The organism is Bradyrhizobium sp. HKCCYLRH2015 (assembly GCF_051168215.1).
Lineage (GTDB): Bacteria > Pseudomonadota > Alphaproteobacteria > Rhizobiales > Xanthobacteraceae > Bradyrhizobium.
In genome coordinates this window covers 117,017-143,706 of sequence record NZ_JBNPUO010000001.1, presented here as the reverse complement: position 1 = coordinate 143,706, position 26,690 = coordinate 117,017, and the positions used below count along the sequence as shown (strand labels likewise).

Annotated in this window: 22 protein-coding genes; 15 read left to right on the top strand and 7 right to left on the bottom strand. The window is 66.1% G+C overall.

The genetic code is table 11. The features are described from left to right. Genes ACQR1H_RS00630 through soxA form a run of 3 tightly spaced genes read left to right on the top strand, consistent with a single transcriptional unit; the run spans position 1 to position 1,585 of the window. The gene (locus ACQR1H_RS00630) at positions 1-489 is read left to right on the top strand and encodes a SoxY-related AACIE arm protein (protein WP_316239015.1); all 489 of its coding nucleotides are present in this window, start codon (positions 1-3) and stop codon (positions 487-489) included. Next, positions 489-809, top strand: coding sequence for a thiosulfate oxidation carrier complex protein SoxZ (gene soxZ, locus ACQR1H_RS00625; protein ID WP_316239014.1), 321 nt, complete (start codon positions 489-491; stop codon positions 807-809). Before ACQR1H_RS00630 ends, soxZ begins: the two co-directional genes overlap by 1 nt. Positions 810-832: 23 nt before the next feature. Then, positions 833-1,585, top strand: a complete 753-nt coding sequence (gene soxA, locus ACQR1H_RS00620) for a sulfur oxidation c-type cytochrome SoxA (RefSeq protein ID WP_410051458.1) — start codon at positions 833-835, stop codon at positions 1,583-1,585. 336 nt (positions 1,586-1,921) lie between these two features. On the opposite strand, the gene ACQR1H_RS00615 is transcribed toward soxA, so the two are convergent. Next, positions 1,922-2,881, bottom strand: coding sequence for a LysR family transcriptional regulator (locus ACQR1H_RS00615; RefSeq protein WP_315802473.1), 960 nt, complete (start codon positions 2,879-2,881; stop codon positions 1,922-1,924). A 109-nt stretch (positions 2,882-2,990) separates the two neighbouring features. On the opposite strand from ACQR1H_RS00615, the gene ACQR1H_RS00610 reads away from it, so the two are divergent. The 3 genes from ACQR1H_RS00610 (at position 2,991) to ACQR1H_RS00600 (ending at position 4,561) form a co-directional block, all read left to right on the top strand. Continuing rightward, positions 2,991-3,428, top strand: coding sequence for a DoxX family protein (locus tag ACQR1H_RS00610; RefSeq protein ID WP_434906965.1), 438 nt, complete (start codon positions 2,991-2,993; stop codon positions 3,426-3,428). A 64-nt stretch (positions 3,429-3,492) separates the two neighbouring features. Then, positions 3,493-3,957 carry a DsrE family protein gene (locus ACQR1H_RS00605; RefSeq protein WP_315802472.1) on the top strand — a complete coding sequence of 155 codons (465 nt, stop codon included), beginning with the start codon at positions 3,493-3,495 and terminating at the stop codon, positions 3,955-3,957. A gap of 112 nt (positions 3,958-4,069) precedes the next feature. Further along, complete coding sequence (locus tag ACQR1H_RS00600) at positions 4,070-4,561, top strand: TlpA family protein disulfide reductase (protein ID WP_434907172.1); 492 nt, start codon at positions 4,070-4,072, stop codon at positions 4,559-4,561. Positions 4,562-4,805: 244 nt separating this feature from the next. Here the strand turns inward: ACQR1H_RS00600 and ACQR1H_RS00595 are convergent, their stop codons facing one another. After that, positions 4,806-6,461 carry a regulator gene (locus tag ACQR1H_RS00595; RefSeq protein ID WP_315802471.1) on the bottom strand — a complete coding sequence of 552 codons (1,656 nt, stop codon included), beginning with the start codon at positions 6,459-6,461 and terminating at the stop codon, positions 4,806-4,808. A 72-nt stretch (positions 6,462-6,533) separates the two neighbouring features. After that, positions 6,534-7,220: a cysteine hydrolase family protein gene (locus ACQR1H_RS00590; RefSeq protein ID WP_316218347.1), complete on the bottom strand. Its 687-nt coding sequence runs from the start codon at positions 7,218-7,220 to the stop codon at positions 6,534-6,536. 125 nt (positions 7,221-7,345) lie between these two features. Here ACQR1H_RS00590 and ACQR1H_RS00585 point away from each other — a divergent pair, with 125 nt between their 5' ends. Next, entirely contained in the window at positions 7,346-7,612 is a 267-nt protein-coding gene (locus ACQR1H_RS00585) for a hypothetical protein (RefSeq protein WP_316183523.1), read from the top strand. Positions 7,613-8,487: 875 nt separating this feature from the next. On the opposite strand, the gene ACQR1H_RS00580 is transcribed toward ACQR1H_RS00585, so the two are convergent. Then, complete coding sequence (locus ACQR1H_RS00580; protein ID WP_315802469.1) at positions 8,488-9,519, bottom strand: S1C family serine protease; 1,032 nt, start codon at positions 9,517-9,519, stop codon at positions 8,488-8,490. Between the two features lie 347 nt (positions 9,520-9,866). Here ACQR1H_RS00580 and ACQR1H_RS00575 point away from each other — a divergent pair, with 347 nt between their 5' ends. Next, positions 9,867-10,634, top strand: a complete 768-nt coding sequence (locus tag ACQR1H_RS00575; RefSeq protein ID WP_315802468.1) for a thermonuclease family protein — start codon at positions 9,867-9,869, stop codon at positions 10,632-10,634. Positions 10,635-10,677: 43 nt separating this feature from the next. Here ACQR1H_RS00575 and ACQR1H_RS00570 read toward each other — a convergent pair whose 3' ends face one another. The 3 genes from ACQR1H_RS00570 to ACQR1H_RS00560 form a co-directional block, all read right to left on the bottom strand. Continuing rightward, positions 10,678-12,006, bottom strand: coding sequence for a PQQ-dependent sugar dehydrogenase (locus tag ACQR1H_RS00570; protein ID WP_434906964.1), 1,329 nt, complete (start codon positions 12,004-12,006; stop codon positions 10,678-10,680). Between the two features lie 81 nt (positions 12,007-12,087). Beyond that, the gene (locus ACQR1H_RS00565; RefSeq protein WP_316218342.1) at positions 12,088-13,875 is read right to left on the bottom strand and encodes a chloride channel protein; all 1,788 of its coding nucleotides are present in this window, start codon (positions 13,873-13,875) and stop codon (positions 12,088-12,090) included. Positions 13,876-14,127: 252 nt separating this feature from the next. Next, positions 14,128-15,360 (bottom strand): acetyl-CoA C-acetyltransferase, encoded by a 1,233-nt coding sequence (locus ACQR1H_RS00560; protein WP_316183264.1) that lies wholly within the window; start codon positions 15,358-15,360, stop codon positions 14,128-14,130. 562 nt (positions 15,361-15,922) lie between these two features. Between ACQR1H_RS00560 and ACQR1H_RS00555 the strand changes: the two genes are divergently transcribed. From ACQR1H_RS00555 to ACQR1H_RS00525, 7 genes are all read left to right on the top strand, one after another. Continuing rightward, positions 15,923-16,894, top strand: coding sequence for an amidohydrolase family protein (locus ACQR1H_RS00555; protein WP_434886980.1), 972 nt, complete (start codon positions 15,923-15,925; stop codon positions 16,892-16,894). A gap of 46 nt (positions 16,895-16,940) precedes the next feature. Beyond that, positions 16,941-18,254, top strand: coding sequence for a C4-dicarboxylate transporter DctA (gene dctA, locus ACQR1H_RS00550; RefSeq protein WP_316218340.1), 1,314 nt, complete (start codon positions 16,941-16,943; stop codon positions 18,252-18,254). A 244-nt stretch (positions 18,255-18,498) separates the two neighbouring features. Further along, a complete protein-coding gene (locus ACQR1H_RS00545; RefSeq protein ID WP_434906963.1) occupies positions 18,499-19,419 on the top strand; it encodes a PepSY domain-containing protein in 921 nt (306 codons plus the stop codon). A gap of 353 nt (positions 19,420-19,772) precedes the next feature. After that, the gene (locus ACQR1H_RS00540) at positions 19,773-21,353 is read left to right on the top strand and encodes an efflux transporter outer membrane subunit (RefSeq protein ID WP_434906962.1); all 1,581 of its coding nucleotides are present in this window, start codon (positions 19,773-19,775) and stop codon (positions 21,351-21,353) included. Then, positions 21,353-22,468 (top strand): efflux RND transporter periplasmic adaptor subunit, encoded by a 1,116-nt coding sequence (locus ACQR1H_RS00535; RefSeq protein WP_316183260.1) that lies wholly within the window; start codon positions 21,353-21,355, stop codon positions 22,466-22,468. The genes ACQR1H_RS00540 and ACQR1H_RS00535 overlap by 1 nt, the downstream gene beginning before the upstream one ends. A 34-nt stretch (positions 22,469-22,502) precedes the next feature. Further along, entirely contained in the window at positions 22,503-25,580 is a 3,078-nt protein-coding gene (locus ACQR1H_RS00530) for an efflux RND transporter permease subunit (protein ID WP_434898306.1), read from the top strand. A gap of 122 nt (positions 25,581-25,702) precedes the next feature. Next, positions 25,703-26,392: a PadR family transcriptional regulator gene (locus ACQR1H_RS00525; protein ID WP_316239008.1), complete on the top strand. Its 690-nt coding sequence runs from the start codon at positions 25,703-25,705 to the stop codon at positions 26,390-26,392. The last annotated feature ends 298 nt before the right edge of the window (positions 26,393-26,690 follow it).

Below are 26,690 nucleotides of genomic sequence, written 5' to 3'. Positions count from 1 at the left end.
ATGACCGGCATGTTCGAACGATCCCACATCTCGCGCCGCCATTTGCTGCAACTGGCGGGAACGCTCACCGCGGCCAGCGCGCTGCCGCTGATCACGGTCCGGCCGGCGCAGGCGACGCCGGCGATGCTGGCGTCCGCCATCCGCAACCTCGTCGGCGAGGCCAAGGTGACGGTCGGCAAGGTCCGGCTCGACATCCCGCCGCTGGTGGAGAACGGCAACACCGTGCCCATGACGGTCAGCGTCGATCACCCGATGACGCCTGACAATTTCGTCAAGAGCATCCACGTCTTCAACGAGAAGAACCCGCAGCCCAACGTCGCCAGTTTCCACCTGACGGCGAGCGCCGGCCGCGCCCAGGTCACGACGCGCATCCGGCTCGCCGACACCCAGAAGGTCGTGGCGATCGCAAAGCTCTCCGACGACTCGTTCTGGTCGGCGAGCGTCGACGTCATCGTGACCTTGGCCGCCTGCACCGAGGAGATGCCGTGATGCCTGCCGCCCTCGTCAACGTTCCCGCCAAGGCCAGGCGCGGCGCCATCATCGAGATCAAGACGCTGATGAGCCACGTCATGGAGCCGGGCTATCGCCATACGGCCGCAGGCGAGGCCATCCCGCGCGACATCATCACCAGCTTCACCTGCAGGTTCAATGGCGCCGAGATCTTCCGCGCCGACCTCTATCCGGCCATCGCCGCCAATCCGTTCCTGTCGTTCTTCACCACGGCGACCGAGAGCGGCCGCTTCGCCTTCGAGTGGATCGGCGACAACGGCTTCGTCGCTACCGCCGCGGCGACGATCACGGTCGACTGATGCGGCCGGCGCTTCTCACTGTCATGACGATGATCGCCCTGACCTTGCCCGTGCTGGCCGGCGAGATTGCAGAGTCCGCGCGCCGCTCCGGCTATGACTTCATGTCGTCGGACACCAAGGCGATGCAGGACGACGACACCGCCAATCCAGCGATGCTGTCGGTGCTCGACGGCGAGGCGCTGTGGACGACGAAGGCAGGCACGGCCAACAAGGCGTGCGGCGATTGTCACGGCGCGGTCGATGTCAGCATGAAGGGCGTCGCTGCGCGCTATCCCGCCTTCAATGCCGCGAGCGGTGTGCCGGTCGATCTCGGCCAGCGCGTCAATCTCTGCCGCAGGCAGCATCAGGAGGCCGCGCCGTTCGCAGCAGAGAGCCGCGAGCTGCTGGCGCTGACGGCGCTGATCGCGAAGCAATCGCGCGGGATGCCGATCACCGCCGGTAACGACCCGCGGCTGGCGTCCTCGATCGCACGCGGCCGCGACTTGTTCTTTCAGCGCCAGGGCCAGCTCAATCTCGCCTGCGCCAACTGCCACGACGATAATTGGGACAGGCATCTCGCGGGCTCATCGATCACACAGGGACAGCCGACCGGCTATCCGATCTATCGCCTGGAATGGCAGGGCATGGGCTCGCTGCAGCGCCGCCTCCGCGGCTGCATGACCGGCGTGCGCGCGCAAGCCTTCGACTTCGACGCGCCGGACATGATCGCACTCGAGCTCTATCTGATGTCGCGGGCACGCGGCATGACGATGGACGCGCCGGCCGTGCGACCGTGAACGTGGGGCACCATCGGTGCGCTCCCTCTTCCCATTCGTCACGGGGCCGCAACGAGCTTTGCTCGCGCTGAGAGGGTTGGGGTGAGCAGACGCACGGGAAGCGTTCGTGGAGAGACCTGTCCCCGTCACCCGGATTGCATCTTCGATGCAATCCGACCTCTCCCCGCCCTAGCGAAGCTTCGCTTCGCCCTGGCGGGGCGAGGTGCACCTTCACTGCCGCGAGAGCTCAACAACATCATGCTGCTATACATCGAGTCGAACTTGTAGAAATTGATAGCCAGCGATGAGCACACACACCCCAGCTCAGATCGCGAGCTGCCAAGGCCGCCACGCGCATCACGCCCCTGTCTTCCGCCGCTTCCGCCCGCGCGCCCTGATCGTATCGATCGCAGGCGGCGGCCCTTCCGAGACCTGCTTCAGGCGTGGATCGGCGGCGATGAAGTCGATGAAGGTGCGGACCTTGGCCGAGAGATATTTGCGGCTCGGATAGACCGCCATCAGCGGCGCCTTGAGCGTCAACGCCTCCGGCAGCACCGTCTCGAGCCGGCCTGTCGCGAGATCATCCATGATCAGCCAGCGCGGCAACACGGCAATGCCCATGCCAGCGACGGCGGCATGGTGAAGCAGCGTTTCGTTGCCGCTGATCAGCACGTCCTTGAAAGCCGGCATGACCTCGCCGTCGGGGCCAGGCAGCGTCATCGCGCGCGTGGGGATCAGCGCATATCTCAGGAACGCATGGCCATTGAGATCGGCCAGCGCCGTCGGCCGGCCCGCCGCGGCGAGATAGCGTGGCGCAGCGACGAACTGCATCAGGATCGAGGGTAGCGGACGGGCGATCAGTCCGTCACCGGGCGAGGCCGAGGTGCGGAGCGCGAGATCGAAACCCTCGTCGATGAGATTGACGAGCCGGCCGCTGAGGTCGACATCGAGCACGACCTCCGGATAGCGCGAGCGATAGGCGGCGAGCACGTCGGCGAACAGCGAATTCGCAAACCACACGGAGGCGCTGAGCTTCAGCGTGCCGCGCGGCAGCACGGTGGCCTCGCTGACATCAGCCTCGACGTCGTCGAGCTGCTCCAGCAGCTGACGCACCTGCTCGAAATAGACCACACCGGCTTCGGTCAGCCCGACGCGGCGGCTGGTGCGGTTGAGCAGCCGGGTCGACAGCCGCCGCTCCAGCTCCATGACGTGCTTGGAGACCATGGCGGGTGACAGGCTCAGCCGCTCGGCCGCCGCAGCGAAGCTCTTGAGCTCGGCGACCTGGCAGAACACCCGGATGCTGACGAGGGAGTCCATTGATCATCAACCAGCAAGAAATGATTTCTCAACGGGAGGCATAATGATCAATCCATAAGAAATCATCAACCTGCGCCGACCAACCCCCACTCGTTTGGAGACTTCCATCGTGTCCACCACTGCATCGACCACCGATCTCACCCCGCTTCGGCCCTCGCTCGCGCTGCGCATCGGCCTGTGGACCGCACAGGCCCTGATCTTCGTGGCCTTTGGCGGAGCCGGCCTGACCAAGCTGTTCACGCCGATCGCGCAGCTTGCGGCGATGATGCCGTGGGCAGGTGAGTATTCCGAGGTTTTCGTGCGCGCGATCGGGCTGGTCGATCTCGCCGGCGCGCTCGGCATCATCCTGCCGTCGCTAACCCGCATCATGCCGCGCCTGACCGTCCTCGCCGCGCTCGGCTGCGCCACGCTCCAGGTGTTCGCCCTCGCCTTTCATCTTTCCCGCGGCGAGGCCGCCGTCACCCCGCTCAATATCCTGCTGCTCGCCTTGTCGCTGTTCGTGCTGTGGGGCCGCAACAACAAGGCGCCGATCCGGCCGCGCAACTGACCCGGCAACCACCGGCCTTGGAATCGCCACGGCCGACGGTTTCCCTTGCGACGAGAAAGCAGCGATGAGCGAACCCGTTCAAGATCTCTCCCGTCGCGGCTTCGTCGCTGGCGCGACGGCCCTCGGCACTCCAACCCCCGCCGTGCCGGCCGTCGCCCAGCATCGCGCCGGCATCGTCATCCTGATCGATCGCAATGATCCGCACGTGATGGGCCACGCCATCAGCTATTCGGGGAATCTCACGCGGCATTTCGCCAGCCTCGGACAGACGCCCATCATCGAGGTCGTCGCCAACGGCAGCGGCATCGATGTCTTCCGCGCCGACAAATCTCCGTTGAAGGAGCCGATCGCCGCACTGCGCCAGATGTATCCGCATATCGGCTTCAGCATGTGCGCCTCGTCGAAGGCGATCGCCGAGAGCAAGGAGAATCTGATGATCGAGCTGATCGAGGGCGCGAAGCTCGTGCCATTCGGCATCGGCCGCGTCGTCGAGTTGCAGCGCAAGGGCTGGGCCTACATCCATGGCTGAGACTGTTTCCTTCAGCGCCCTCACGCGCCGCACAGCGCTGCTGGGAGCCGCCACCGCCCTCCTTGTATCCTCGCCGCGCGTACGCGCCGCGGCTGATGATCCGAGGCCGCCGCTGTTCCGCAGCGGCCGCAGCCAGTTCATCGTCGAGCGGCCGCGCAATCCGCTGCCGCCGTTGAAGCTGCAGGACTTGAGCGGCAAGGACGTGACGCTCGCGCCGAAGCCAGGCCATGTCACGCTGGTGAACCTGTGGGCGACGTGGTGCGCGGCCTGCAAGACCGACCTGCCGACGCTCGCCGCACTGGACCGCGTCCGGATGCCGGCGCTCGACGTCTGGACCATCTGCACCGACCGCCGCGACATCAAGACCATCCGCCGATACGCGGAAACGGTCGCGATGCCCCGTCTGTCCTTCGCCGACCCGCATGCGCAGGCGACCAATCCAGCCAATGCGGACGCCTCCGTCTTCGCCACGCCGTCGATGCCGATCACCTATCTGATCGGGATGAGCGGCTTGATCGAAGGCGATGTGACCGGTGCGGCAGAGTGGCTGTCCGAGCCCGGTGAGGCGCTGCTGCGCTACTATCTCGATCAGCCGGCCACGTGACGGTCGAAGACAGATCCGGCGGCCGGACTGGTGAGACGGTGCAGGCATTTGCCTCACCACAACGTCATTCCGGGGCAAGGCCGACAGGCCGTGAACCCGGAATCTCGATGTTGTCTTGCGTCGGCTTTCAACAAGCTCGAGATTCCGGGTTCAATCGCCAACCCGCCGCCGCTTCGCGACGTCGAGTTGACGATTGCCCCGGAATGACCGTCTGAACCAACTTGGCTTTCGTGCCGCAGTCGGCCTACTCCGCCGGCGCCGCTTGCATGTCGGCATGCGGCACGTAGCTCTCGGACATGCCGAGCCGTCCCAGCCAGAACAGCCCGCCCGCGACCACGACATAGGCCAGCGCCACCGCCGGCGTCACACCGAAGCCGCCGCCGATGCCGACAGCCTCACCATGCATGAAGCCGAAATAGGTCATGACCGCACCGGCGAGCGCGAACGCCGCCGCCTTGGTGAAGTCGCGCTCGATGACGAACACACCGATGGCGCCCAGCACGAGGCCGGCGAGGATCGAGCCGCCACCCATCACTTCCAGGCCGTGATACAGCACGCCCTGCTGCGGCAGCGCGGCGATCGCGGCGGTCTTCACCGCGTCCACCTTGTCGGCAGCGAGCCCGCCGACAGCCTGCGCCGCCGTCACCGTCGAGGCCAGCATGGTGTCGATCTGCAGCTTGGCCCAGGCGGCGAGATGCGGCGTGAACGCGAGCACGATCGCCGGCGCGTGCTTGACCGGCGTCGTCTGGAACGCCTGCGCGCCGATCAGCATGCCGATGTAGAGCAGGATCGGCGAGATCGCGACCACCGGCACCAGCGCCAGCAGCACCGAGATGATGCCGAGCCAGGACAGCACGATCACCATCAGCCCGGTCGCCGCGGAGTAGCCGATGCGGCCGCCCATCGCCTTCCAGCCGGGATGGCCGATGTAGACGGCGTTGATGAAGGGATTGCCCATCATGCAGCCGATCAGGCTGACGACGCCGTCGGCGGTCAGCACGCGCGTCGTCGGATACTCGTCGCCCGCGGCTTCCGCGCTCTCGACATTGTCCATGGCCTCGACGAGGTCGTAGATGCCGAACGGGATCGCGGTCACCAGGATCACGCCGAGATATTCGAAGCCGGAGAACACCGTGCCGAACGCCGGCAGCGGCACCGAGAAGCCAAAGTTGGCGAAGGCATCGCCGACGCCCTTCACGCTGAGCCCGCCGAGGCCGAGGCCGAACAGGTTGGAGCCCCAGGCGATGACCATGCCGACCGCGATCGCCACGAGACCGGCCGGCAGGCCTTTCGGATATTTCACGCCGCCGAACCAGCTGACCAGGATGATCGCGAAGCACACCAGCCCGATCTGCGGCGTCATGTACATCTCGAGCGCCGGCCGCATCGAGATGAAGGTGACCGAGACGCCGGCGAGCGTGCCGAGCAGCGCCGCCCTCGGCGTGATCTTGCGGATATAGGGCGCGACGAAACCGCCGATCATCAGGATGAAGCTCTGGAAGAACACCCAGACGAGGCCGGCCGACCAGCCCTTCAGGGGATCGCCGGTCTTCAAGGTGACCGGCAGCATGATCACGAAGGTCACGATGAACATGTGCGGGACGCTGACGCCCGAGGGCAGCGCGCAGACGTCGCTGCGTCCGGTCTTCTGCGCCAGCCGATAGGCGAGGAACGCGTAGTACAAGGTCGACAGGCACATCATTAGGCCGAGCGCCGGCAGGATGCGGCCGAACACCAGGCTGTCCGGCATCTTCAGCACGAAGCGCAACAGCCCGGTGAGGACGAGCATGTTGACGAGGATGTTGGTGCCGAAACCGAAGAACGCGTTCCAGTCCCCTTGTGTCCAGAGCACCGGTTTGAAATCCGCACTTGTCGAGCTTGCCGTCCCGCTTCCGCTCATCGCCTTGCTCCCCTGTTGCCTGCAGCGACTACATGATCAAACTCATCCGTCTCAGATCTTTCAGCTCGTCTCTCAGATCATGGCCTTCAGCACCGCGGCCGAGTCCGCGACCCAGCCGAAGATGCCGCCCTGGGCCTTGATCATCTTCAGCCCCATCTCGTGGAATTCCGGGAAGTAGGACGCGCAGCCATCGGAGATGACGACGCAGCGATAGCCGCGGTCATTGGCCTCGCGTACGGTGGTGTTGACGCAGACCTCGGTGGTGACGCCGCACACCAGCAGATTGGCGATGCCATGGAGCTTCAGCACCTCGCCCAACTCGGTCGCGTAGAAGGCACCCTTCCCCGGCTTGTCGATCACGACCTCGCCATCGACGGGATAGAGCGCGGGAATGATGTCGTGCCCGGCCTCGCCGCGGATGAGGATGCGCCCCATCGGACCGGGATCGCCGATGCGAAGCGACGGCGCGCCGCGCTCGACCTTGGCCGGCGGCGCATCCGACAAATCCGGCTCGTGGCCCTCACGGGTGTGAATGACCAGCATGCCGGCCTCGCGTGCCGCCGCCAGCACATTCGCGATCGGCTCGACCGCGCGGGCAAGCTGCGACACGTCATTGCCCAGTGTCTCGCCGAACCCGCCCGGCTCCATGAAGTCGCGCTGCATGTCGATGATGACCAGCGCGGTCTTGGACAGATCGAGCGTGATCGGCTCCGGCTCGGCGATGATCGTCGCGGTTGCCGCTGCAGATGAGTTCGCCATGTCAGCCGCCTGCCTCCCCGCGAGAATGTCTCGCAACTGATGAAGCAAGCGGTGTGCCATTGTGTACAATGCGGCGAGGCGCGACGGCCCTGGCGAAGCACGAACTAATTCAAGGGGTTGAGAAGATGGCCGACATTGCCCGGTTGCTGGGCAGGCTCGTTCGGCGCGAACTCAGCCCATTTCATGAGCGATCATTGCATGCAATGATCGCCATGCTGCATCGCCTTGCGCCAAGGAAGGAGATTGAGCTTCACCTCGTCCCGCCTGTGCGCAGCATGACCACCGATCGCGCCAAACCGACAAATGTCGGGTCAAGCCCGGGACGACGGCGGGAGAACGTCACATCACCTTCCGATAAAAATAATCTTCTTGCTATTTTTCGGAAATCATGATTGTCTATGCGCATCCCGCCTCATCGCAGAGGGGCGTAGCGCGCGATCGTCACGACACGCGAGGCGGGGAAGCGATGGCCGCGAGAAATCGCAGCGTCCTCTTTCGAGGGCGCGGACGAACGATGGCTTGCGGACGTGAAGTCGCAGCGTCCTGACACCCCGACGCTGGTGTCACCCGCGCAATGCGCAAGCATTGTCGCGGCATGGTGGCCAACAAGCCCGGCGCACCAGGGAGACTGCGTATAAGCGTGAAGACCGTCGCGCAGGGAATGCCGGAGTGTTCGGCTTTGCCTGTGGTACCTGCCGCCTGCATTTTTTTTCGCAGGCGGGCCATGGGTGAGGCCTTCACCCGGCATTCCCTGCGCCCTCTGCATGATTTGCGAGGGGCGAATTGAATGTAGAACTCGGGCGCGACGCGCCGCGAGATTGCGATGTCATGTCCGTGCTGTTTGAGACTGTGAAACCGACCACAAGCGACGCTGCCGTAGGGTGGGCAAAGGCGCGCCCTGGACCTGCGTTGCCAGCGAAGCTCCTTCCCACGCCGTGCCCACCATAGCTGTCGAGCACGCTGATGCACAGTGGGCACGCGACCGCCCTGCGGGCGTCCGCTTTGCCCACCTACAGACTACGGACTACAAACTCCACCGCCGTCCTTTGCTCGCATGCAGTCGCCTCACCCTCCGCTGTCGTCCCGGACAAGCCATGACGCGCGCCAGCGCGGCATGGCGCCGATCCGGGACCCATACGCCGCAGCAGTCGTGATGAGCACAATGCCAATGACCAGCCTGCCTCAAACCGCTCCCTCGGGGTATGGGTCCCGGCGTTCGCCGGGACGACAGCGGTGGCTGTCGAGACAGCTCTGCATCTCACGCAAACTAGGACGCCTGCCTCGCCGGCTTGCGCTCCACCGGGTGGATGTCGATGCCGCGCAGCCTTCCCAGCCGCAGCACATCCATCGCGACGGTGCGGCCGATGCGATCGCGGTCGAGCACGCGGATCAGGTCGTCGACGCCGTTGATGTCGGCGCCGTCGAGGCTGATCACGACATCGCCCGGCAGCAGGCCGGCACGCGCCGCCGGGCCATCCGGCTCGATCTGCATCAAGAGCGCGCCCATCTTGTTCTCGACGCCGGCGAGCAGCGCGTGACGCCGCGGCACCGGCGCGGTCTGCCCGGAGACGCCGATATAGGCGCGGCGGACATAGCCGTGGCGGATGATTTCCGACAGCACGAACTGCGCGGTGTTGCTCGCGACCGCAAAGCAGATGCCTTGCGCCCCCTGGATGATGGCGGTGTTGATGCCGATCACCTCCGCGGCCGAGGACACCAGCGCCCCGCCGGAATTGCCGGGGTTGAGCGCCGCATCGGTCTGGATGACGTCCTCGATCATCCGGCCCGAGACCGAGCGAATCGAGCGCCCCAGCGCCGACACCACGCCGGCCGTCACGGTCGATTCGAAGCCGAGCGGGTTGCCGATCGCGACCACGAGCTGGCCGCGCCGCAGGCTCTTGGAGTTGCCGAGCGCGGCGTAGCGCAGGTCGCGCGCGTGATTGGCGCGCAGCAAAGCGAGATCGGTGTCGGGATCGACGCCCAGCACCTGCGCATCGGTGACGACGCCCTCGACGTCGCGCAGCCGGATGGCCTTCGACGAGCCGACCACATGGCTGTTGGTCAGCACCAGCCCGTCGGGCGAGATCACGATGCCCGAGCCGAGGCCGCCGCGCTCGGCGCGGGAGCCGGCTTTGGGGCCAGTCTCGACACGCACGACCGCAGGGCCGACGCGCTCGGTGACGTCGATGACGGCATTGGAATAGGCGTCGAGCAGCGCCCGGTCATCGGCCGGGGCAGCAGACGACGCTTGCGCCGGCGACAGCGCGTCGCCGGCGAGATCGGAGGTAAAGTCCAACATGGCAAGATTTCCTTCGGCCGCTCAGATGGGTAGCAGCCTGCCCCGGCGCAAGGTGGCGGTCTGTCCCGTTCGCAAGGCGGGCGAGCTGATCCGCACTTGCGGCCGTCGTTCGAGACGCCCGCCTCCGGCAGGCTCCTCAGGACGAGGACCGGCTGCGCGGCAATATCTCAAACCCTCATGGTGAGAAGCGCCGCACGCCAAAATGAGCCAAGCAGTCGGTCCAGATGGCGGTGCGTCTCGAACCATGAGGCCGAGACGCCGGATCCCAAGCCGCACTTGCCGTGACTCACGAGCGATGTGATAGGACTGGACGCGGATATTTGATGCAATTGATTGCGGGAGAAAACATGCGGCTGCGAGACCGGCTGTTGTCGTTGTGTGGGGCCATTGTGCTGGGAGCCGGCATGACCGGCGCATCGCTGGCGGCGAGCGCCACGGTGCGCAGCGGCGACACGATCCAGCTCGGCGACACTGTGTTCCGGCTCGACGGCATCGATGCGCCGGAGGTCGACCAGCTCTGCATCGACGATCACGCCGATTCCTGGAGCTGCGGCGTCGAGGCGCGCGAGCAGCTCGGCAAGCTGATCGGCGGGCGCTCGGTGCGCTGCGACGATCTCGGTCCCGACAAGCCGCTCAAGACCCGCAGGATCGGCCTCTGCACCATCGACGGCGACAAGGTCAGCCTCAACCAACAGGTCGCGCGCGCGGGCTACGCCATGAGCGCGGATCCGGCGATCAAGTATCGCGCCAAGGACGATGTCGCCGCGGCCAAGGAGGCGGTGCGCGGGCTGTGGAAGGGATGCTTCGTCGCGCCCTCAGAGTTCCGCGCCGACAAGAAGGACGGCGCCCTGCTCGGCGCCGCCTGCCGCGCCGACCGCGACCGCGAGATCCGTGCGGTGCTGTTCCCGGACGCGCCGAGCGCGCCGCCGGGCTGCAGCATCAAGGGCAAGTTCGCGGTGCGCGCCCGCGTAACCGGCAACATCGGCATCTACCATCTGCAGGGCTGCCCGAGCTATCCCGCGACCACCGAGCCCGACCGCTGGTTCTGCTCGGAGGACGACGCACGCGCCGCCGGCTTCCGCCGTGCGTTCAACTGCCGCGCGCCGAAGAAGTGAGGACGGCCCGCTCGTGCTTCTCAATGCCGCATCAGCTGGTCCATCAGCGGCTGACGCGCCAGATCGTGCCGTTGCCGTCTTCGGAGATGAGCAGGCTGCCGTCGCGCGCCACGGTAACGCCGACCGGCCGGCCCCAGACCTCGCGATCGTTGACGACGAATCCGGTGACGAAATCCTCGTATTCGCCGGTGGGCGCACCGTCGTTGAGCCTGATCCGGATCACCTTGTAGCCGGTGCGCCTGGACCGGTTCCACGAGCCGTGCTCGGCGGCGAAGGCATCGCCGCGATACTCCGGCGGAAACAGATTTCCGTCGTAGAACGTCAGACCGAGCGAGGCCGAATGCGGCTGCAGCAGCACGTCGGGCACGGTGATCCTGCCCTTCAGGTCGGGGCGCTCGCCGGCATGGCGCGGGTCGGGGTTGTCGCCGATGTAGTACCAGGGCCAGCCATAGAAGCCGCCCTCCTTCACCCGCGTGACATAATCCGGCACCAGATCGTCGCCGAGCCCGTCGCGCTCGTTGGTCGAGCACCACGGCGCTCCGGTTGCCGGCTGGATGGCGAGGCCGACGCAGTTGCGGATGCCGGTGGCGAACAGGCTGCGGTTCTGGCCGTCGGGATCGAATGCCAGCACGCCGGCACGGTCGGTCTCTCCGCCCCAGCCCGCGCCGAGCGGATGCGCCTTGATCCAGGCACTGATTCCGCCGGCTGGCTCTCCCAGCGCTTCGCCGACATTGCCGGCGGAGCCGACCGACACCAGCATGCGCTTGTCGTCCCTGGTGAAGACGATATCGCGCGTCGAATGACCGTAGCCGGCCGGCAGATCGGCGATCGTCTGGGCCGCGGCCGACGCCTTCATGTCGCCAGCCCGATAGGGAAAGCGCATGACGCGCTCGGTGCTTGCGACATAGACCCATTGCGGATCGCGGCTCGGATAGAACGCGATGCCGAAGGGATGGCCGAGACGGTCGGCAAAGATCTCGCTGGAGGCGACCTTGCTGCCGTCCTCGCTCGGGCGCAGCACGCGGACGCGCCCGGCCCGGGTCTCGGCGACGAAGATGTCGCCATTCGGCGCGGTGCGGAGGATGCGCGGCCCGTTCAGCCCCTCGGCGAACAGCGCGACCTTGAAACCGTCGACGACCTTCGGCACGGCGGAGGCCGGTCGTTGCACCACGCGGGACACGTTCGCGGCGGACGCCGTCGCCCCCGGCTTGGGCAGGTCTTCAGGGCGGATCAGCCTGATCGTGCCCGGTGCATTACCCTGCCAGCTGCCGAACGCGTCCTTGCCTTTCAGCACAGCAGGTTCGGCTGCGGCGGCGGTCGCCGCCAGCGCGCTCAAGGTCGCCACGACAGCCGTGCTCATCAGTCTCGTCATGCAGTCCTCGCGCGTCTCGAACGGCCGGCAGTCTACCCCGGTCGAGGACCGGCGATCACGTGTCGCGGCGATGGGACGCGATCACGACAGCGCCCCGAGCACACCGCGCGTCGCCTGGTCGATCTCCTCGACATAACGTCGGCGCGCGAAGGACTCGGTCAGGAAGCCGATCACCTTGCGGCTGTTCTCCGATTCCAGCACCGCCAGCTCTTCCGCGCCGGAATCGTCGAAGATCTTCATCGCCGTCTTGACGTTCATTTCGGGCAACAGCGCGACCTCGAAATATTTAGCGAGCTCGACCACCTGGATCTCGTCGGCAATGGAGTCCAGTTCGCCCGAGAACAAATCGGGCAAGGAGACCAGCCCGCAATAATCGTCGCTGTTGTTCACCACCACCACCGCCTGGCGCGTGCCCAGCGCGAACTCGCGCCGGCAGGCCGCGATGCTGGTCGTGGTCGGCACCTTGGCGACGTCGGAGCGCATCAGCCGCTCGACCGTGAGGTTGCGCAGCCAACCGACGTCATTGGCGCTGCGGATGGTCTCGCCGCGCAGATGCAGTCGCCAGGTCGAGAACGAGTGGCCGAACAGGACGCGGACGCACACCGACGTCACGATGCAGGCGCCCAGCACGACGGCCGTGACGTCGACGCTGCGGGTCATTTCCAGCACCAGGAACGACATCGTCAGCGGCCCGCCGACGATGGCGACACCGAGCGTCGCCATGCCGGTGAGCATCGCCACCAGCGGGTCGATCGCGAGCCCGAGGCCGGCCAGCGCGAGCAGTCCCGCAAACAGCTTGCCGAGCAGGCTGCCGACGAACAGCGAGGCGAAGAACAGACCGCCGCGGAAGCCCGAGGCCAGCGAGATCAGGCAGGCGGCGAGCTTGAGCACGATGATGGTGGCGATCATGCCGACCGCCATCTCGCGATGCAGATCGAGCAGCATCGCGCCGTGGCCAGCCGCCAGCACCTGCGGCGTCACGATCGCCATGGCGCCGACACAGACCCCGCCGATCACCGGGCGCAGCCAGACCGGGATGCGGACGAACAGCCGCTCGACCGCCGGCGAGGCGCGCATCACCACGATGCCGATGCCGGCGACGAGGAGCGCCAGCACGAACAGCGCGATGTATTGCTCGAAGCCGACCGCGCCGACCTTGGCGATCTCCAGCGAATACGGCGCGCCGGCGAGATATTGCGAGGTCAGCGCACCTGCCAGCGACGCCGCCAGAATCGGCGCCGCGCTGCCCACGGAGTAGACGCCGACGATCAGCTCACAGGCATAGAACGCGCCGGTGATCGGCGCGCCGAAGGCGGCCGCAATGGCGGCCGCCGCACCGCAGCCGAGGATGAGGCGCAGATCGTTGCGGCGGAGTGTGAGATACTGCCCGAGCAGCGAGGCGACGCCGGCGCCGATCTGGGTGTAGCCGGCCTCAAGCCCGACCGACGCGCCGGAGCCGTTGGAGACCAGGGTCTGGCCGCTCACCACGATGCTGTCCCGCATCGACAGCCGTCCGCCGCGCAGCGCATTGGCCTCGACGGGGTCGACCGCGGCCGCGATCTTCCAGCGCCGCCGCAGCCATTCCATGATCCCGAGCGCGAGGCCGCCGCAGGCGGGTGCGATCAGCGCGACCGCCGGGTTGACCCAGGTATGAGCGCTGAGCCGGACATCGATCGGAATGCCATAGATGACCACATGCGCGACCTGCGCGATCAGGCTCATCACCGTCACGATCGCACCCGTCGCGACGCCGATCACCAGCGCCAGCGGTATCAGGTAGAACTCGTTGCTGCGCAGCAGGGCCCGCAGCCGCGTGACCACCCGGTTCGAAGCCTTGCGATCGATGATATGCGACAGCGTCGACAGCACGGAGAGCCATTTCTTCTACGATGAGGCCTCGCCGTGGCAATAACCTGTCGCAACTAGCGGAACAAGCGCGAATTCCTGTCCAGTCGAAACGTGGTTGACCGGTCCGGAAAGTGGAACCGCCGCGGCCCGCGCGATCCTACGCCTCCGCGCGGCACCGCTGAGGTCACAAGCAGCCCAAGTTTAAAACGACGGCGCCCGCCACGGGAGACTCCGCAACGGGCGCGTGCAACTCAAATCGAGGAGATCGACCGTTCAGACCCGCTCGATGATGATCGCGGGTGCCATGCCACCGGCCGCGCACATCGTGACCAGGCCGCGCTTGAGATCGCGCCGCTCGAGTTCGTCGAGCAGCGTCCCGATCAGGATGGAGCCGGTGGCGCCGATCGGATGTCCGAGCGCGATCGAGCCGCCGTTCACATTGACCTTGGCGCGATCGAGCTTGAGGTCGCGGATGTACTTCTCGGCGACGACGGCGAACGCCTCGTTGATCTCGAACAGGTCGATGTCATCAAGCTTGAGCCCGGCCTTGGCCAGCACCTTGCGCGTCGCCGGCACCGGGGCGTTCAGCATCAGGGTCGGGTCGTCGCCCATGTTGGCCATCGCCACGACGCGTGCCCGCGGCTTCAGACCATGAGCCTTGGCATAAGACGGCGACGCCAGCAGGATCGCTGCCGCACCGTCGACCACGCCCGAGGAGTTGCCGGCGTGATGGACGAAGTCGATCTCGAGGTCGGGATAGCGCTGCAGGATCAGGTTGCGATAGGTCGTGCCCTTCTCGTCAAGCGCGTAGTCGGCGATCGCCGGAAACGCCGGCTTCAGCCCGGCGAGCGCCTCCGCCGTGGTCTGCGGCCTGGGATATTCTTCGTGGTCGAGCGCGAGGCTGCCGTCCTCGCGACGTACCGGCACCAGGCTCTTCTTGAAGTGGCCGGCAGCGATCGCCGCCGCCGCGCGCTTCTGGCTCTCCAGCCCGAGCGCGTCGACATCGGCGCGGGTGATGCCTTCCATGGTGGCGATGGCGTCGGCACAGACGCCCTGGTGCGACTGCGGGTGCAGCGCGCGCAGATGCAGATTGCCGGCATCCATCATCAGCGGCCCCTCGCCGCGCCGGCCCTCCATCGACATCATCTCGCAGCCGCCGGCGACGACGAGATCCTCCTGCCCTGCCATGATCGAGGCGGCGGCGATGTTGACGCTGGTGATGCCGGAGCCGCAGAAGCGGTCGAGCGTGACGCCGGAGGCGCGGATGTCGTAGCCGGCATCGAGCGCCGACATGCGGCCGAGGTCTCCGCTCTGCGGCCCGCGCTGCGACGAGCAGCCCCAGATGATGTCGTCGACATCGCCGGTGTCGATGCCGGTGCGCTCGGCCAGCGCACGCAGCACGGTGGCGCCGAGATGCTGCGGATGCAGCCCGGCGAGCGCGCCCTTGCCGGCCTTGCCGATACCGCGCGGCGTCCTGCAGGCATCGATGATGAGCGCGTCGACCATGGTGTTTCCTTTGCCCGATGTTGCTGTGCGCTGACAGCGCGCAGCGTCTCGGCGGCCGCACGCCTCTCTTTGTTGTCGCATAGCATCGCGCATGCGGTCTTCACAACGGCGCCTGAAGCTGCCGGCGCATGACCAAAACGCACGCCATGGCGTTGATGCAACTCACCTTTCCGTCGCACGAACAATTCCGCGGATCTGCGCGCTCACGCGGCCTTCTCGCAGACTGGTTGAAGAGCAGCCGATCTCGCCCAGCCGCGCTGCAACGCAGCTCGAACAGAGAGGCTCGGCAAGCTTGGCAGTTGGACTGCAGAGCATTGTCCAAGCAAGCGAACTGACCGTTCACCCAATGCTTCTTGTCATGCTGCAGCGGCCGCAGGATCCTCGATCAACTGGGATCACCGCGATCCGCCGGCTCCGGATTCGGAGCAGGCCATGATCACGACGCCACGTTGCGAGGTCGCCTGAGCTCGCCATTGTGGGGTGACGATAGCAAACACGAACGATGCCCGCGCCTGGCAGGCGGAGCCTGCCTGCGACCGGCCATTCCGAGGAGGACGCTCTGATGTTGAGACGAGACCTGCTGGCCACCATGGCCGGACTGGGAGCGGCGAGCGTGCTCGGCGCGGTCCCTGCGCAACTCTCCGCCGAAGAGGCCAAGATCCCCAACATCGCCGGACCGGATCCGGCACCGAAGACCCCAAGCTTCAAGGCGCCACCGGGCAGCGTCGATACCCACACCCATATCTTCGGACCGGCCGCGACCTATCCGTTCTCGCCCACCCGCCCCTACACGCCGCCCGACGCATCGCTGGAGATGTTCCGGGCGCTGCACGCCAAGATCGGCGTCGAGCGCGCCGTCATCGTCAACGCCACCGTCCACGGCACCGACAATCGGGTCGTGACCGATGCGATCGCGCAGAGCAACGGCAACTACAAGGGCGTCGCCAACATCAATGCGGCGATGTCCGATGCCGACCTCGCGGCGCTCGGCAAGGCCGGCATCTGCGCCTGCCGGTTCGCCTTCCTCCGCCGCCTCGGCGGCGTCGGCGACATGAACGTCTTCCGCAGCCTCGTGGACCGCGTCGCGGCGATCGGCTGGCACGTCGACATCTATCTCGAGGCCGGAACGATCCAGGAATTCGTGCCGATCCTGAAGGCGCTGCCGGTCACCTATGTGATCGACCACATGGGCACGATCAGCGCCGCCAAGGGGATCGACGATGCCGGGTTCAAGGCGCTGCTCGACCTGCAGGCGAGCGACGACAAGTGCTGGATCAAGATCACCGGTCCCGAGCGCGCTTCGGCCTCCGGCCCCCCATTCCACGACGCGGTCCCGTTCGCCCGCAAGCTGATCGACAACGCGCCGGATCGCGTCATCTGGGGCACCGACTGGCCGCATCCGAACGTCAAGATCATGCCCAATGACGGCGATCTGGTCGATCTGATCCCACTCTACGCCCCGGATCCGGCCATGCAGCGAAAGCTGCTTGTCAGCAATCCCGAACGGCTGTTCAAGTTCGAGCCCAAGAGCTGAGTCACCGCCAGCTGCGACTTCGAACCTTTCAGCGACAGGACCGATCATGACCGCCACGACCCTCACCGCCGACAGCAAGCCAGGCGCCCGCCGAGGCTGGTGGAAGGAGCTTTGGGTCCAGGTCATGATCGCGATGGCAGCGGGCATCCTGCTCGGTGCCATCAAGCCGGATCTCGGCGCCCAGATGCAGCCGCTCGGCGACGCCTTCATCAAGGCGATCCGGATGCTGATCGCGCCGATCATCTTCTGCACGGTGGTCAACGGCATCGCCCACATGGCCGACATGGCCAAGGTCGGCCGCGTCGCGATCAAGGCACTGATCTATTTCGAAGCGATCACGACGCTGGCGCTGATCATCGGCCTGACCGCGGTGAACCTGTTTCAACCCGGCGTCGGCATGAACGTCGACCCGGCAACGATCAACTCCGCAACGATCGAGCCCTATGTCAAGCAGACCGCTGCGGTCGGCTTCGTGCCGTTCCTGCTCAACATCATCCCGCAGACCTTCGTTGGCGCCTTTGCCGAGGGCAATATCCTGCAGGTGCTGTTCATCTCGGTGATGTCAGGCTTTGCGCTGATCTGGCTCGGCGATCGCGCCAAGCCGGTGACGGACGTGATCGAGGTCGCCGGGCAGATGATCTTCGGCGTCGTCCGGATCGTGATGTGGGCAGCGCCGCTCGGCGCCTTCGGGGCAATCGCCTTCACCGTCGGCAAGTTCGGCATCGGCTCGCTCGCCAAGCTCGGCCTGCTGCTCGGCAGCTTCTACCTGACCTGCCTGATCTTCATCGCCGCCGTGCTCGGACCGATCGCCGCCTTCACCGGCTTCAGCCTGTGGAAGCTGATCCGCTACCTCAGGGACGAGGTGCTGGTCTGCATCGCCACCACGTCATCGGAGACCGTGCTGCCGCGCATGCTGGCGAAGCTCGAAGCCGCCGGCTGCGAACGCAGCATCGTCGGTCTCGTCATCCCCACCGGCTATTCGTTCAATCTCGACGGCACCTGCCTCTACCTCGCCACCGCCGCGGTGTTCCTGGCGCAGGCGACCAACACGCATCTCGACGTCAGTCACCAGATCGGGCTGCTGCTGATCCTGCTGGTGACATCGAAGGGCGCAGCCGGCATCGCCGGCGCCGCTTTCGTCGTGCTGGCCGCAACGCTGGCCGCGACCGGAACGATTCCGGTCGCCAGTGTCGCCTTGGTGCTCGGCATTCACCGGCTGATGTCGCAGGGGCTGACGCCGACGAACCTGATAGGTAACGCGGTCGCCACCATCGTCATCGCGAGGTGGGAGAATGGCTTGGACGCGACGCGCCTGCGCGAGGTGCTCGATGGCGTCATGACGGCATCTGATGCAAATTGAAATCATTGAAGCAGACGTGAAGCGAGTCTCGCCGCATTGACGCCGATCAAACGGCGCATGACCTAAAATTAATAGTTGTCTTCTTTCGTCTCGCTGCTGTGCTCAGCTAATGAAGCGCAGCGGACGACGTGTCGATATCCCCGCGTCGTCCAGCAAGAACGATCAGAAACGTTCACGGAGCAAGCGCCTGAGGACCACCGGTCCCGCATGACACCGTGCGCGAGACGATCAATCGGAGACGATCATGAACAAGCAGCTTCTGCTCAAACTTCACCGTTGGATCAGCCTCGTCTTCGCGCTGCCATTGCTTGTCATCATCGTGACCGGGATGATCCTCTCCTTCGAGCCGATGGCGCAGGTCGCCGCCGTCAAGCCGCACAGCGTCGATCCGGCGCGCGTGGTCGCGCTGATCAAGCAGTACGATCCCGACGGCAAGGCACGCGGCCTGTCAATCGACGCCTCCATGCAGCACCTGACCTTGCAGGGGGCGCCAGGCACCGAGGTCGACATGACGACCGGCGCCGCGGTCGAGAGGCCGGCGATGGCCAGCGTCTTCTCGTGGGCGCGCAGGACCCACGAGCATCTGATCGGAATCCCCGGCCTCACTCTGATCTCGACCGTCGCCATGGTCGGCATCATGATCGTCGGCATCCTGATGGGACTGCCGCGGCTGCGCAACACGCTGTCCGGCTGGCACAAGGGCACGGCCTGGTTCACGCTGCCGCTGATTTTGCTCAGCCCGCTCACCGGACTCTGCCTCGAGCTCGGCCTCACCTTCGCAGGCAGCGCGCCGCCCGCAGCGGCCAAGCGCATCTCGCTGCCTGAGGCCGTCAGCATCGTCTCAAGGGACCACGACCTGTCGTCGGTGAACTCGATCGGCAATCGCGGCGGGCGGATGATGGCGAGGATCATCGAGGACGATGAGCTCAGGGCCTATGCGGTCACGTCCGACGGGCTCTCCGCATTGCCGCGCAACTGGCCGCGCCTGCTGCACGAAGGCAACTGGTCTCTGATCGGAAGCGCGGCCAACATTCTGATCTCGGTCGCGTTGTTCGCGCTGCTGGTCACCGGCGTGTTGATCTGGACGCAGCGCCGGCTGCGGCGCCCGAGCCGCGCGCGCGACGTGCCGGCGAAGACCGCCGTGGCATCCTCGATGCCGTCCTGACGATTGCGATCATCGCATGGAGCCGGCCCGCCCTGCGGGCCGGCTTCCAATTACGACCTTCTGCGCGATCTGCGCGGCCCGGTTCGTCGCCGCGGCCTGGCCCGGAGAACGCGGGCCCGGCAGCAGAACGTTCCCGATCATTGTGACGAGCGACGTCGGCCCTCGCCAATACGCGACGAGCAGCGGCGTTCTCGGCGTTCGTCTCAGAACTGTCATTCGCGTCCGGCGCAGGCGGGCACCGACAGTGCGCGAGACGTCAAGCTGTGAGTAAGCCCGTCCTGTCATCAACGTGACTTGACCAGATCGGTACTGCCAAGCATCGTCAGCAGCAGAAAACGAAACGGTTTAGTTTCATGTCTGATGATGTCCATTTGTTTCCCGCCTGTTCGGGACCCGTCCCGAGACGCAGCGCATGGCCTCTGCCGCTCGGCCTGCTCGGCTGCGGCGTGCTGCTCGCGTCGTGTGCTGTCGGCCCGGACTTCTTGGCCCCCGATGCGCCGGCCACAACCGGCTACGTGACCGAGCACCGCCTCGCCGCGACCGCCAGCGCCACGACGCCGGGCGGCAATGCGCAGAGCTTCGCGCCGGGAAGCGACCTGCCGGGCACCTGGTGGGCACTGTTTCATTCCCGGCGGATCAACGCCTTCGTCGAGGAGGCGATTCGCAATCATCCGGACATCGAGGCCGCACAATTGGCGTTGCGTGCTGCGCGCGAGAACGCTCTGTCGCAGCAGGGCGCGCTGTTTCCGCAGCTGAGCGCGAGCGGGTCGGCCGAGCGTACGCAGGCCTCCAGCACGCAGCAGGGACAATGGCCTGGCCAGACGTCGCTCTACACGCTCTACGGTAGCTCCGTCAGCGTCAGCTACGCGCTCGACCTATGGGGCGGTACGCGGCGCCAGGTCGAGGCGCTGCAGGCCCAGGCCGACTACCAGGGGTTCAAGATGGAGGCGACGTATCTCGCGCTGACCGCCAATGTGGTGACCGCCGCGATCACCGACGCCTCGCTGCGCGACCAGATCGCGGCGACCGAGGAGATCATCAGGGCCGAGACCGATCAGCTCGGCCGCATCCAGCGCCAGTTCGACGTCGGCGCGATCTCCAAATCCGACGTGCTGGCGCAGGAGGCAACGCTGGCGCAGGCCAAGGCGACGTTGGCACCACTGCAGAAGCAACTGGCGCAACAGCGCAATCAACTGATGGCCTATCTCGGCCGGCTGCCGAGCCAGGACCGCGGCGAGCACGTGACGCTCGCGGAGCTGAAGCTGCCGCGCAAGCTGCCGGTCTCCCTGCCCTCGTCGCTCGTCCGGCAGCGTCCCGACATCCGGCAGGCCGAGGCGACCTTGCACCAGGCGACCGCGACCGTCGGCGTCGGGATCGCCAACCTGCTGCCGCAGGTGACGCTGTCCGGCAGCTACGGCGCGAGCGGGCCGGAGCGGCTGTTCTCGCCGACGACGCTGGTATGGGATGCCGCCTCGAGCGTCAGCCAGAAGCTGATCGACGGCGGCACGCTGTACCACACCAAGGAGGCCGACGTCGCGACGTTCGAGCAGGATTTGTCGCTCTACAAGAGCACGGTCATCACGGCGTTCCAGAACGTCGCGGATTCGCTGCGCGCCATCCAGTACGACGCCGAGGCGCTGAAGGCGCAGGCCGCCGCCGAGAAGGCCACGGCCGACAGCCTTGCAATGTCGGTCGAGCAGTTCAAGACCGGCGCCGTGCCCTACGCCAACGTCATCAACGCGCAGCAATCCTATCTCAACGCCCGGGTCTCCCGCATCAAGTCGCAGGCCACGCGCTTCACCGACACCGCGGCGCTGTTCCAGGCGCTCGGCGGCGGCTGGTGGAATCGCCAGGACGAGACCCCGGCGGCGCTGCCGCGCGCCAATCCCGGCTATTTCGCCGGTCCCAATCGTACGACCCAGGAAGCAATGTAATGAAGAAGCGCATGGTCATCATGCTGGCCGCCATGGCCGCTCTGTTCGGCGGCCTGTACGGCTTCCAGACCTTCAAGGGCATCATGATCGCCAAGGCGATCGGCGCCATGGCGAACCCGCCGCAGACGATCTCGACCACGGTCGCGGCGACCGCGCCGTGGCGCTCCAATCTCACCGCAGTCGGCTCGCTGCGCGCCGTTAACGGCGCCGATCTGTCACTGCAGGTCTCGGGCATCGTACAGAGCATCCAGTTCAATTCGGGTGATGCCGTCGAATCCGGCCAGTCCCTGCTGCAACTGGTCGCCACCGACGACGTCGCCAAGCTGCAATCGCTGCAGGCGACCGCCGAGAACAACGCCATCGTCGTCAAGCGCGACGAGGAGCAGATCAAGTTCAACGCCGTCAGCCAGGCGACGCTCGACAGCGACCGCGCCAACCTGAAGAACGCGCAGGCCCTGGTCGCGCAGCAGAAGGCGGTCGTCGAGCAGAAGACCCTGAAGGCGCCGTTCGCCGGCCGCCTCGGCATCCGCGCCGTCGATCTCGGACAATTTCTCAGCGCGGGCACCACCATCGTGACCTTGCAGAGCCTCGATCCCATCTTCGTCGACTTCTATCTGCCGCAACAATCGCTCGCCGACATCCGCATCGGCCAGGACATCACCATCGTGGTCGATGCCTTCCCTGCCGAGCGTTTCGCCGGCCAGATCTCGGCCATCAACGCCAAGGTCGATTCCACCAGCCGCAACGTCCAGGTCCGCGCCACGCTGCACAACGCGGCGGCGCGGCTGCTGCCGGGCATGTTCGCCAAGGTCGAGATCGCGACCGGACAGCCCGAGCAGCTCGTCACCCTGCCGCTGACGGCTGTCGTCAGCAATCCCTATGGCGACCTCGTCTATGTCGTCGACGATCTCAAGGACGGCCAGGGCAGAGCGCGGCAGACCTTCGTCAAGAGCAAGCCGGCCAAGGGCGACCGGATCGCGATCACCGACGGCATCAAGCCGGGCGAGACGGTGGTGATCGCGGGCCAGATCAAGCTGCGCAACGGCAGCCCGGTGAGAATCGACAACTCGCACGTCCCGGTCGCCGAGGCCGCGCCTGACGTCGTCGATCAGTAATTCGCGAAAAGCCTCCGACCTTCAGAGCCCGCCCATGCGCTTCACAGACATCTTCATCCGTCGGCCGGTGCTGGCGCTCGTGGTCAGCGCGCTGATCCTCGTGCTCGGCCTGCGTTCGATGACGACGCTCGCCATCCTGCAATATCCGCGCACGCAGAACGCCATCGTCACGGTCAGCACGGCCTATGCCGGCGCCGATAGCGATATCATCGCCGGCTTCATCACCACGCCGCTGGAGAATGCGATCGCCCAGGCCAACGGCATCGACTACATGACGTCGACCAGCGTCACCGGCAGCAGCACCATCACGGTGAACCTGCGGCTCAACTACGATTCCGGCAAGGCGATGACCGAGATCAACGCCAAGGTGAACTCGGTGCTGAACCAGTTGCCGACCGGCACGCAGCAGCCGACCCTGACCCTGAAGGTCGGACAGACCATCGACGCGATGTATATCGGCTTCGCCAGCGACGTGCTGGCGCCGAACCAGATCACCGACTATCTGACGCGCGTGGTTCAGCCGAAGCTGCAGGCGGTCTCCGGCGTGCAGACCGCCGAATTGCTCGGCGCCAAGAAGTTCGCGCTGCGCGCCTGGCTCGATCCCGACAAGCTCGCGGCCTATGGCCTGACGGCGACCGACGTGTCGACGGCGCTGTCGGGCAACGACTACATCTCCGGGCTCGGCACCACCAAGGGCCGCCTCGTGCAGGTCGACCTCGCCGCCGCGACCAACCTGCATTCGCTGGAGCAATACCGCAACCTCGTCGTCAAGCAGGTCAATGGCGCCATCATCCGCCTGCGCGACGTCGCCAATGTCACGCTCGGCAATGACGACTACGACAGCGCGACGCGTTTCAACGGCAAGACCGCGGTCTATATCGGCGTCCAGGTGGCGCCGACCGCGAACCTGCTCGACGTCATCAACGGCGTGAAGGCGGTCTATCCGGAGCTGCAGCGGCAATTGCCGAACGGCATCACCAGCGAGATCCTCTACGACTCCACCGACTTCGTGAACTCGTCGATCGACGAGGTGATCCACACGCTGGTGGAGGCCATCGGGATCGTGATCGTCGTGGTTTTCATGTTCTTAGGCTCGTGGCGCTCGGTGCTGATCCCGGTGATCGCCATTCCGTTGTCGTTGATCGGCACCTTCGGCCTGATGCTGCTGATGGGCTTCTCCATCAACCTGCTGACCCTGCTGGCCCTGGTGCTCGCGATCGGCCTCGTCGTCGACGACGCGATCATCGTGGTCGAGAGCGTGCACCGCCTGATCGACGAGGGCGTGCCGCCGGTCGAGGCGGCGATCCAGTCGGCGCGGGCGCTGGCGAGCCCGATCATCGCGATGACCGTGGTTCTGATTGCGGTGTACGTGCCCGTCGGCTTCCAGGGCGGCCTCACCGGCGCGCTGTTCACCGAATTCGCCTTCACCCTCGCCGGCGCCGTCACCGTCTCCGCGGTGATCGCTCTGACCTTGTCGCCGATGAATTGCGCCTGGCTGCTGCGCCGGACCGAGCGCGATGCCACGACGCTGGAGGCTCGGCTGGTCCGCACCATCGACCGCGTGCTCGAACGTCTCGCCCACGGCTACCGCCGCGGGCTGGAAAGTGTGTTCGCGACCAAGCCGGTGGTGGTGGTGTTCGCGCTGCTGCTGCTCGCGATGATCCCCTGGCTCTATGTCAGCTCCACCAGCGAGCTCGCGCCGGACGAGGATCAGGGCATCGTGTTGTCGTTGACGAATTCCGCGCCCTCGGCCACGCTCGAGCAGCGCCAGTTCTACGGCCAGCAGCTTTACGGCCTGATCGCGCAGCGGCCGGAGACACGCACCGTATTCCAGATCGACACCCCGACGCAGGCGATCGGCGGCTGGGTGCTGAAGCCGTGGGATCAGCGCAAGGCGACGACCAAGACCCTGCAGCCGGAATTCCAGCAGCTCTTGAACAGCATCGCCGGCGCCCGTTCCGTCGCCTTCCAGCCCTCGCCGCTGCCGGGCAGCAACGGCCTGCCGGTCCAGTTCGTGATCGGCACCACGGGGTCCTTCAACGAGCTCAACGACGTGTCGCGCGATTTCATGACCAAGGCGCTGGCGAGCGGCAGGTTCATCTTCCTCGACAGCGACCTGAAGATCGACAAGCCGCAGACCACCGTGGTGTTCGACCGCGACAAGGCCGCCGATCTCGGCCTCAAGATGAGCGATCTCGGCGGCGCGCTCGCGACCATGCTGGGCGGCAATTATCTCGATTATTTCAGCCTGGAGGGCCGCTCCTACAAGGTGATCCCGCAGGTCCGGCAGAACGATCGCCTCACCGACACGCAGCTGCTCGACTATTCGATCCGCACCAGCGGCAACGCCATGGTGCCGCTTTCGACGGTGGCCCGGCTCGAGCGCAAGACGATCCCCGAGTCGCTCAACCACTTCCAGCAGATCAACGCGGCGACCATCTCCGGCGTGGCGATGCCGGGCATCGCGATGGGCGACGCGCTCGCCACCCTGAGGGAGATCGCGACGTCGCTGCCATCGGGCTACTCGATCGACTATGGCGGCGCGTCGCGGCAGCTGGAGCAGGAGTCCGGCGGTTTCGTCACGACCTTCGTGTTCGCGCTGATCATCATCTTCCTGGCGCTCGCCGCGCTGTTCAACAGCTTCGTCGATCCGGTCATCATCCTGGTGTCGGTACCGATGTCGCTGGCGGGCGCGCTGATCTTCATCAGCCTCGGCATCGGCGGCGCCAGCATCAACATCTACACCCAGGTCGGCCTCGTCACCTTGATGGGCCTCGTCAGCAAGCACGGCATCCTGATGGTGGAGGTCGCCAACGAGCTGCGCGAACACGGCAAGGACCGCACCGAGGCCATCATCGCGGCGGCCACCGTCCGCCTGCGCCCGATCCTGATGACCACGGCGGCGATGGTGCTCGGCGTGATCCCGCTGATCGCCGCGAGCGGCGCCGGCGCGGTGTCGCGCTTCAACATGGGGCTGGTGATCGCCACCGGGCTCGCCATCGGCACCCTGTTCACGCTGTTCGTGGTCCCCGTCGCCTATGCGCTGATCGCCCATCGGGGTACGGCGCACGAGACGCCGGCCCAGGCTGCCGGGGCGACAGCCGCTCCTTAAACGGCTTACAAAACAACGAAATATCAGAAGCTTAGGCGAAGACCCGACAATCGAGCAGCCCGGCATTGACAAACGATATACGTAAACGATATATCGTTTGTACGAACGGGAGATCATATCGTATGAGACATCATCATTGGAAATTCGGACCTTCTCGCCGCGACGACGAAGAGCGCGGTTGGGCGCAACGCGGACGGCATGAGCGGCATGGCTTCGGCGAGACCTGCGAGGACATCCGGCTCAGCGGGCGCGGCCCCGGATTCGGCCGCCATCGCGGTCCCGGCCTGTTCGAACGGGACGGTCGCCGTGGCGGGCGCGAGGAATTCGGACGTGGCGGCGGGCGCTTCTTCGGCCCCGGCGACCTGCGCAGCCTGCTGCTGTGGCTGATCGGCGAGAAGCCGCGCCATGGCTACGAGCTGATCAAGGCGGTCGAGCAGCTGGTCGGCGGCGCCTATTCGCCGAGCCCGGGCTCGGTCTATCCGATCCTCAGCCTCCTCGAGGACATGGGCCAGATCGAAGCCGCCTCAAGCGAGGGTGGCAAGAAGCTGTTCGCGATCACCGACGCCGGACGCCAGGCGCTGAAGGACGACGAGGCGGCGATCGAAGGTCTGCTCAGCCGGCTGCGCATCATGGCCCGCACCATGGGCGGCATGCGCCCGCCCGAGCAGGTGCTGCAGACGGTGCAGACGCTGAAGATGGCGCTCAAGATGCACCGCCCCGGCTGGAGCGAGGACGAGGCCAAGCGCGTCAGCGACATCCTCACCCGCGCCATCGCCGAGATCCAGGGCGACGACGACGGCGCGGCGAGCTGATATCAACATCAGCCAGGAGCGGAGGCGTAGCAGCCGGAATTGATATCCGTGCTCGCGCCGCGCAGACGGTGTGCTCCCTCTCCCCGTTCTTCACGGGGAGAGGGGCAACCACGCGGGAAGCGTCGGTTGAGAAACCATACTCCCCTCATCCAAAACATCTGCTGTCGTCCCGGCCTTTAGCCAAGACTGCTAACATCGGGTCGCGATGAGACAGGCGACTGATAGCGACGTTCCTCGATAGCATCCGCGGTATGGGTCCCGGCGTTCGCCGGGACGACACCGTTGATGCGGCCTAGTC

What these genes read in the sequence shown, in the direction of transcription:
- soxZ (WP_316239014.1), top strand. Translation starts at nt 489, where the DNA reads ATGCCTGCCGCCCTCGTCAACGTTCCCGCCAAGGCCAGGCGCGGCGCC.
- ACQR1H_RS00525 (WP_316239008.1), top strand. Translation starts at nt 25,703, where the DNA reads ATGAGACATCATCATTGGAAATTCGGACCTTCTCGCCGCGACGACGAA.
- ACQR1H_RS00530 (WP_434898306.1), top strand. Translation starts at nt 22,503, where the DNA reads ATGCGCTTCACAGACATCTTCATCCGTCGGCCGGTGCTGGCGCTCGTG.
- ACQR1H_RS00585 (WP_316183523.1), top strand. Translation starts at nt 7,346, where the DNA reads ATGGCCGACATTGCCCGGTTGCTGGGCAGGCTCGTTCGGCGCGAACTC.
- ACQR1H_RS00560 (WP_316183264.1), bottom strand. Translation starts at nt 15,360, where the DNA reads ATGGTCGACGCGCTCATCATCGATGCCTGCAGGACGCCGCGCGGTATC.
- ACQR1H_RS00615 (WP_315802473.1), bottom strand. Translation starts at nt 2,881, where the DNA reads ATGGACTCCCTCGTCAGCATCCGGGTGTTCTGCCAGGTCGCCGAGCTC.
- ACQR1H_RS00535 (WP_316183260.1), top strand. Translation starts at nt 21,353, where the DNA reads ATGAAGAAGCGCATGGTCATCATGCTGGCCGCCATGGCCGCTCTGTTC.
- ACQR1H_RS00580 (WP_315802469.1), bottom strand. Translation starts at nt 9,519, where the DNA reads ATGTTGGACTTTACCTCCGATCTCGCCGGCGACGCGCTGTCGCCGGCG.
- soxA (WP_410051458.1), top strand. Translation starts at nt 833, where the DNA reads ATGACGATGATCGCCCTGACCTTGCCCGTGCTGGCCGGCGAGATTGCA.
- ACQR1H_RS00570 (WP_434906964.1), bottom strand. Translation starts at nt 12,006, where the DNA reads ATGACGAGACTGATGAGCACGGCTGTCGTGGCGACCTTGAGCGCGCTG.
- ACQR1H_RS00545 (WP_434906963.1), top strand. Translation starts at nt 18,499, where the DNA reads ATGAACAAGCAGCTTCTGCTCAAACTTCACCGTTGGATCAGCCTCGTC.
- dctA (WP_316218340.1), top strand. Translation starts at nt 16,941, where the DNA reads ATGACCGCCACGACCCTCACCGCCGACAGCAAGCCAGGCGCCCGCCGA.
- ACQR1H_RS00555 (WP_434886980.1), top strand. Translation starts at nt 15,923, where the DNA reads ATGTTGAGACGAGACCTGCTGGCCACCATGGCCGGACTGGGAGCGGCG.
- ACQR1H_RS00605 (WP_315802472.1), top strand. Translation starts at nt 3,493, where the DNA reads ATGAGCGAACCCGTTCAAGATCTCTCCCGTCGCGGCTTCGTCGCTGGC.
- ACQR1H_RS00575 (WP_315802468.1), top strand. Translation starts at nt 9,867, where the DNA reads ATGCGGCTGCGAGACCGGCTGTTGTCGTTGTGTGGGGCCATTGTGCTG.
- ACQR1H_RS00595 (WP_315802471.1), bottom strand. Translation starts at nt 6,461, where the DNA reads ATGAGCGGAAGCGGGACGGCAAGCTCGACAAGTGCGGATTTCAAACCG.
- ACQR1H_RS00590 (WP_316218347.1), bottom strand. Translation starts at nt 7,220, where the DNA reads ATGGCGAACTCATCTGCAGCGGCAACCGCGACGATCATCGCCGAGCCG.
- ACQR1H_RS00540 (WP_434906962.1), top strand. Translation starts at nt 19,773, where the DNA reads ATGTCTGATGATGTCCATTTGTTTCCCGCCTGTTCGGGACCCGTCCCG.
- ACQR1H_RS00630 (WP_316239015.1), top strand. Translation starts at nt 1, where the DNA reads ATGACCGGCATGTTCGAACGATCCCACATCTCGCGCCGCCATTTGCTG.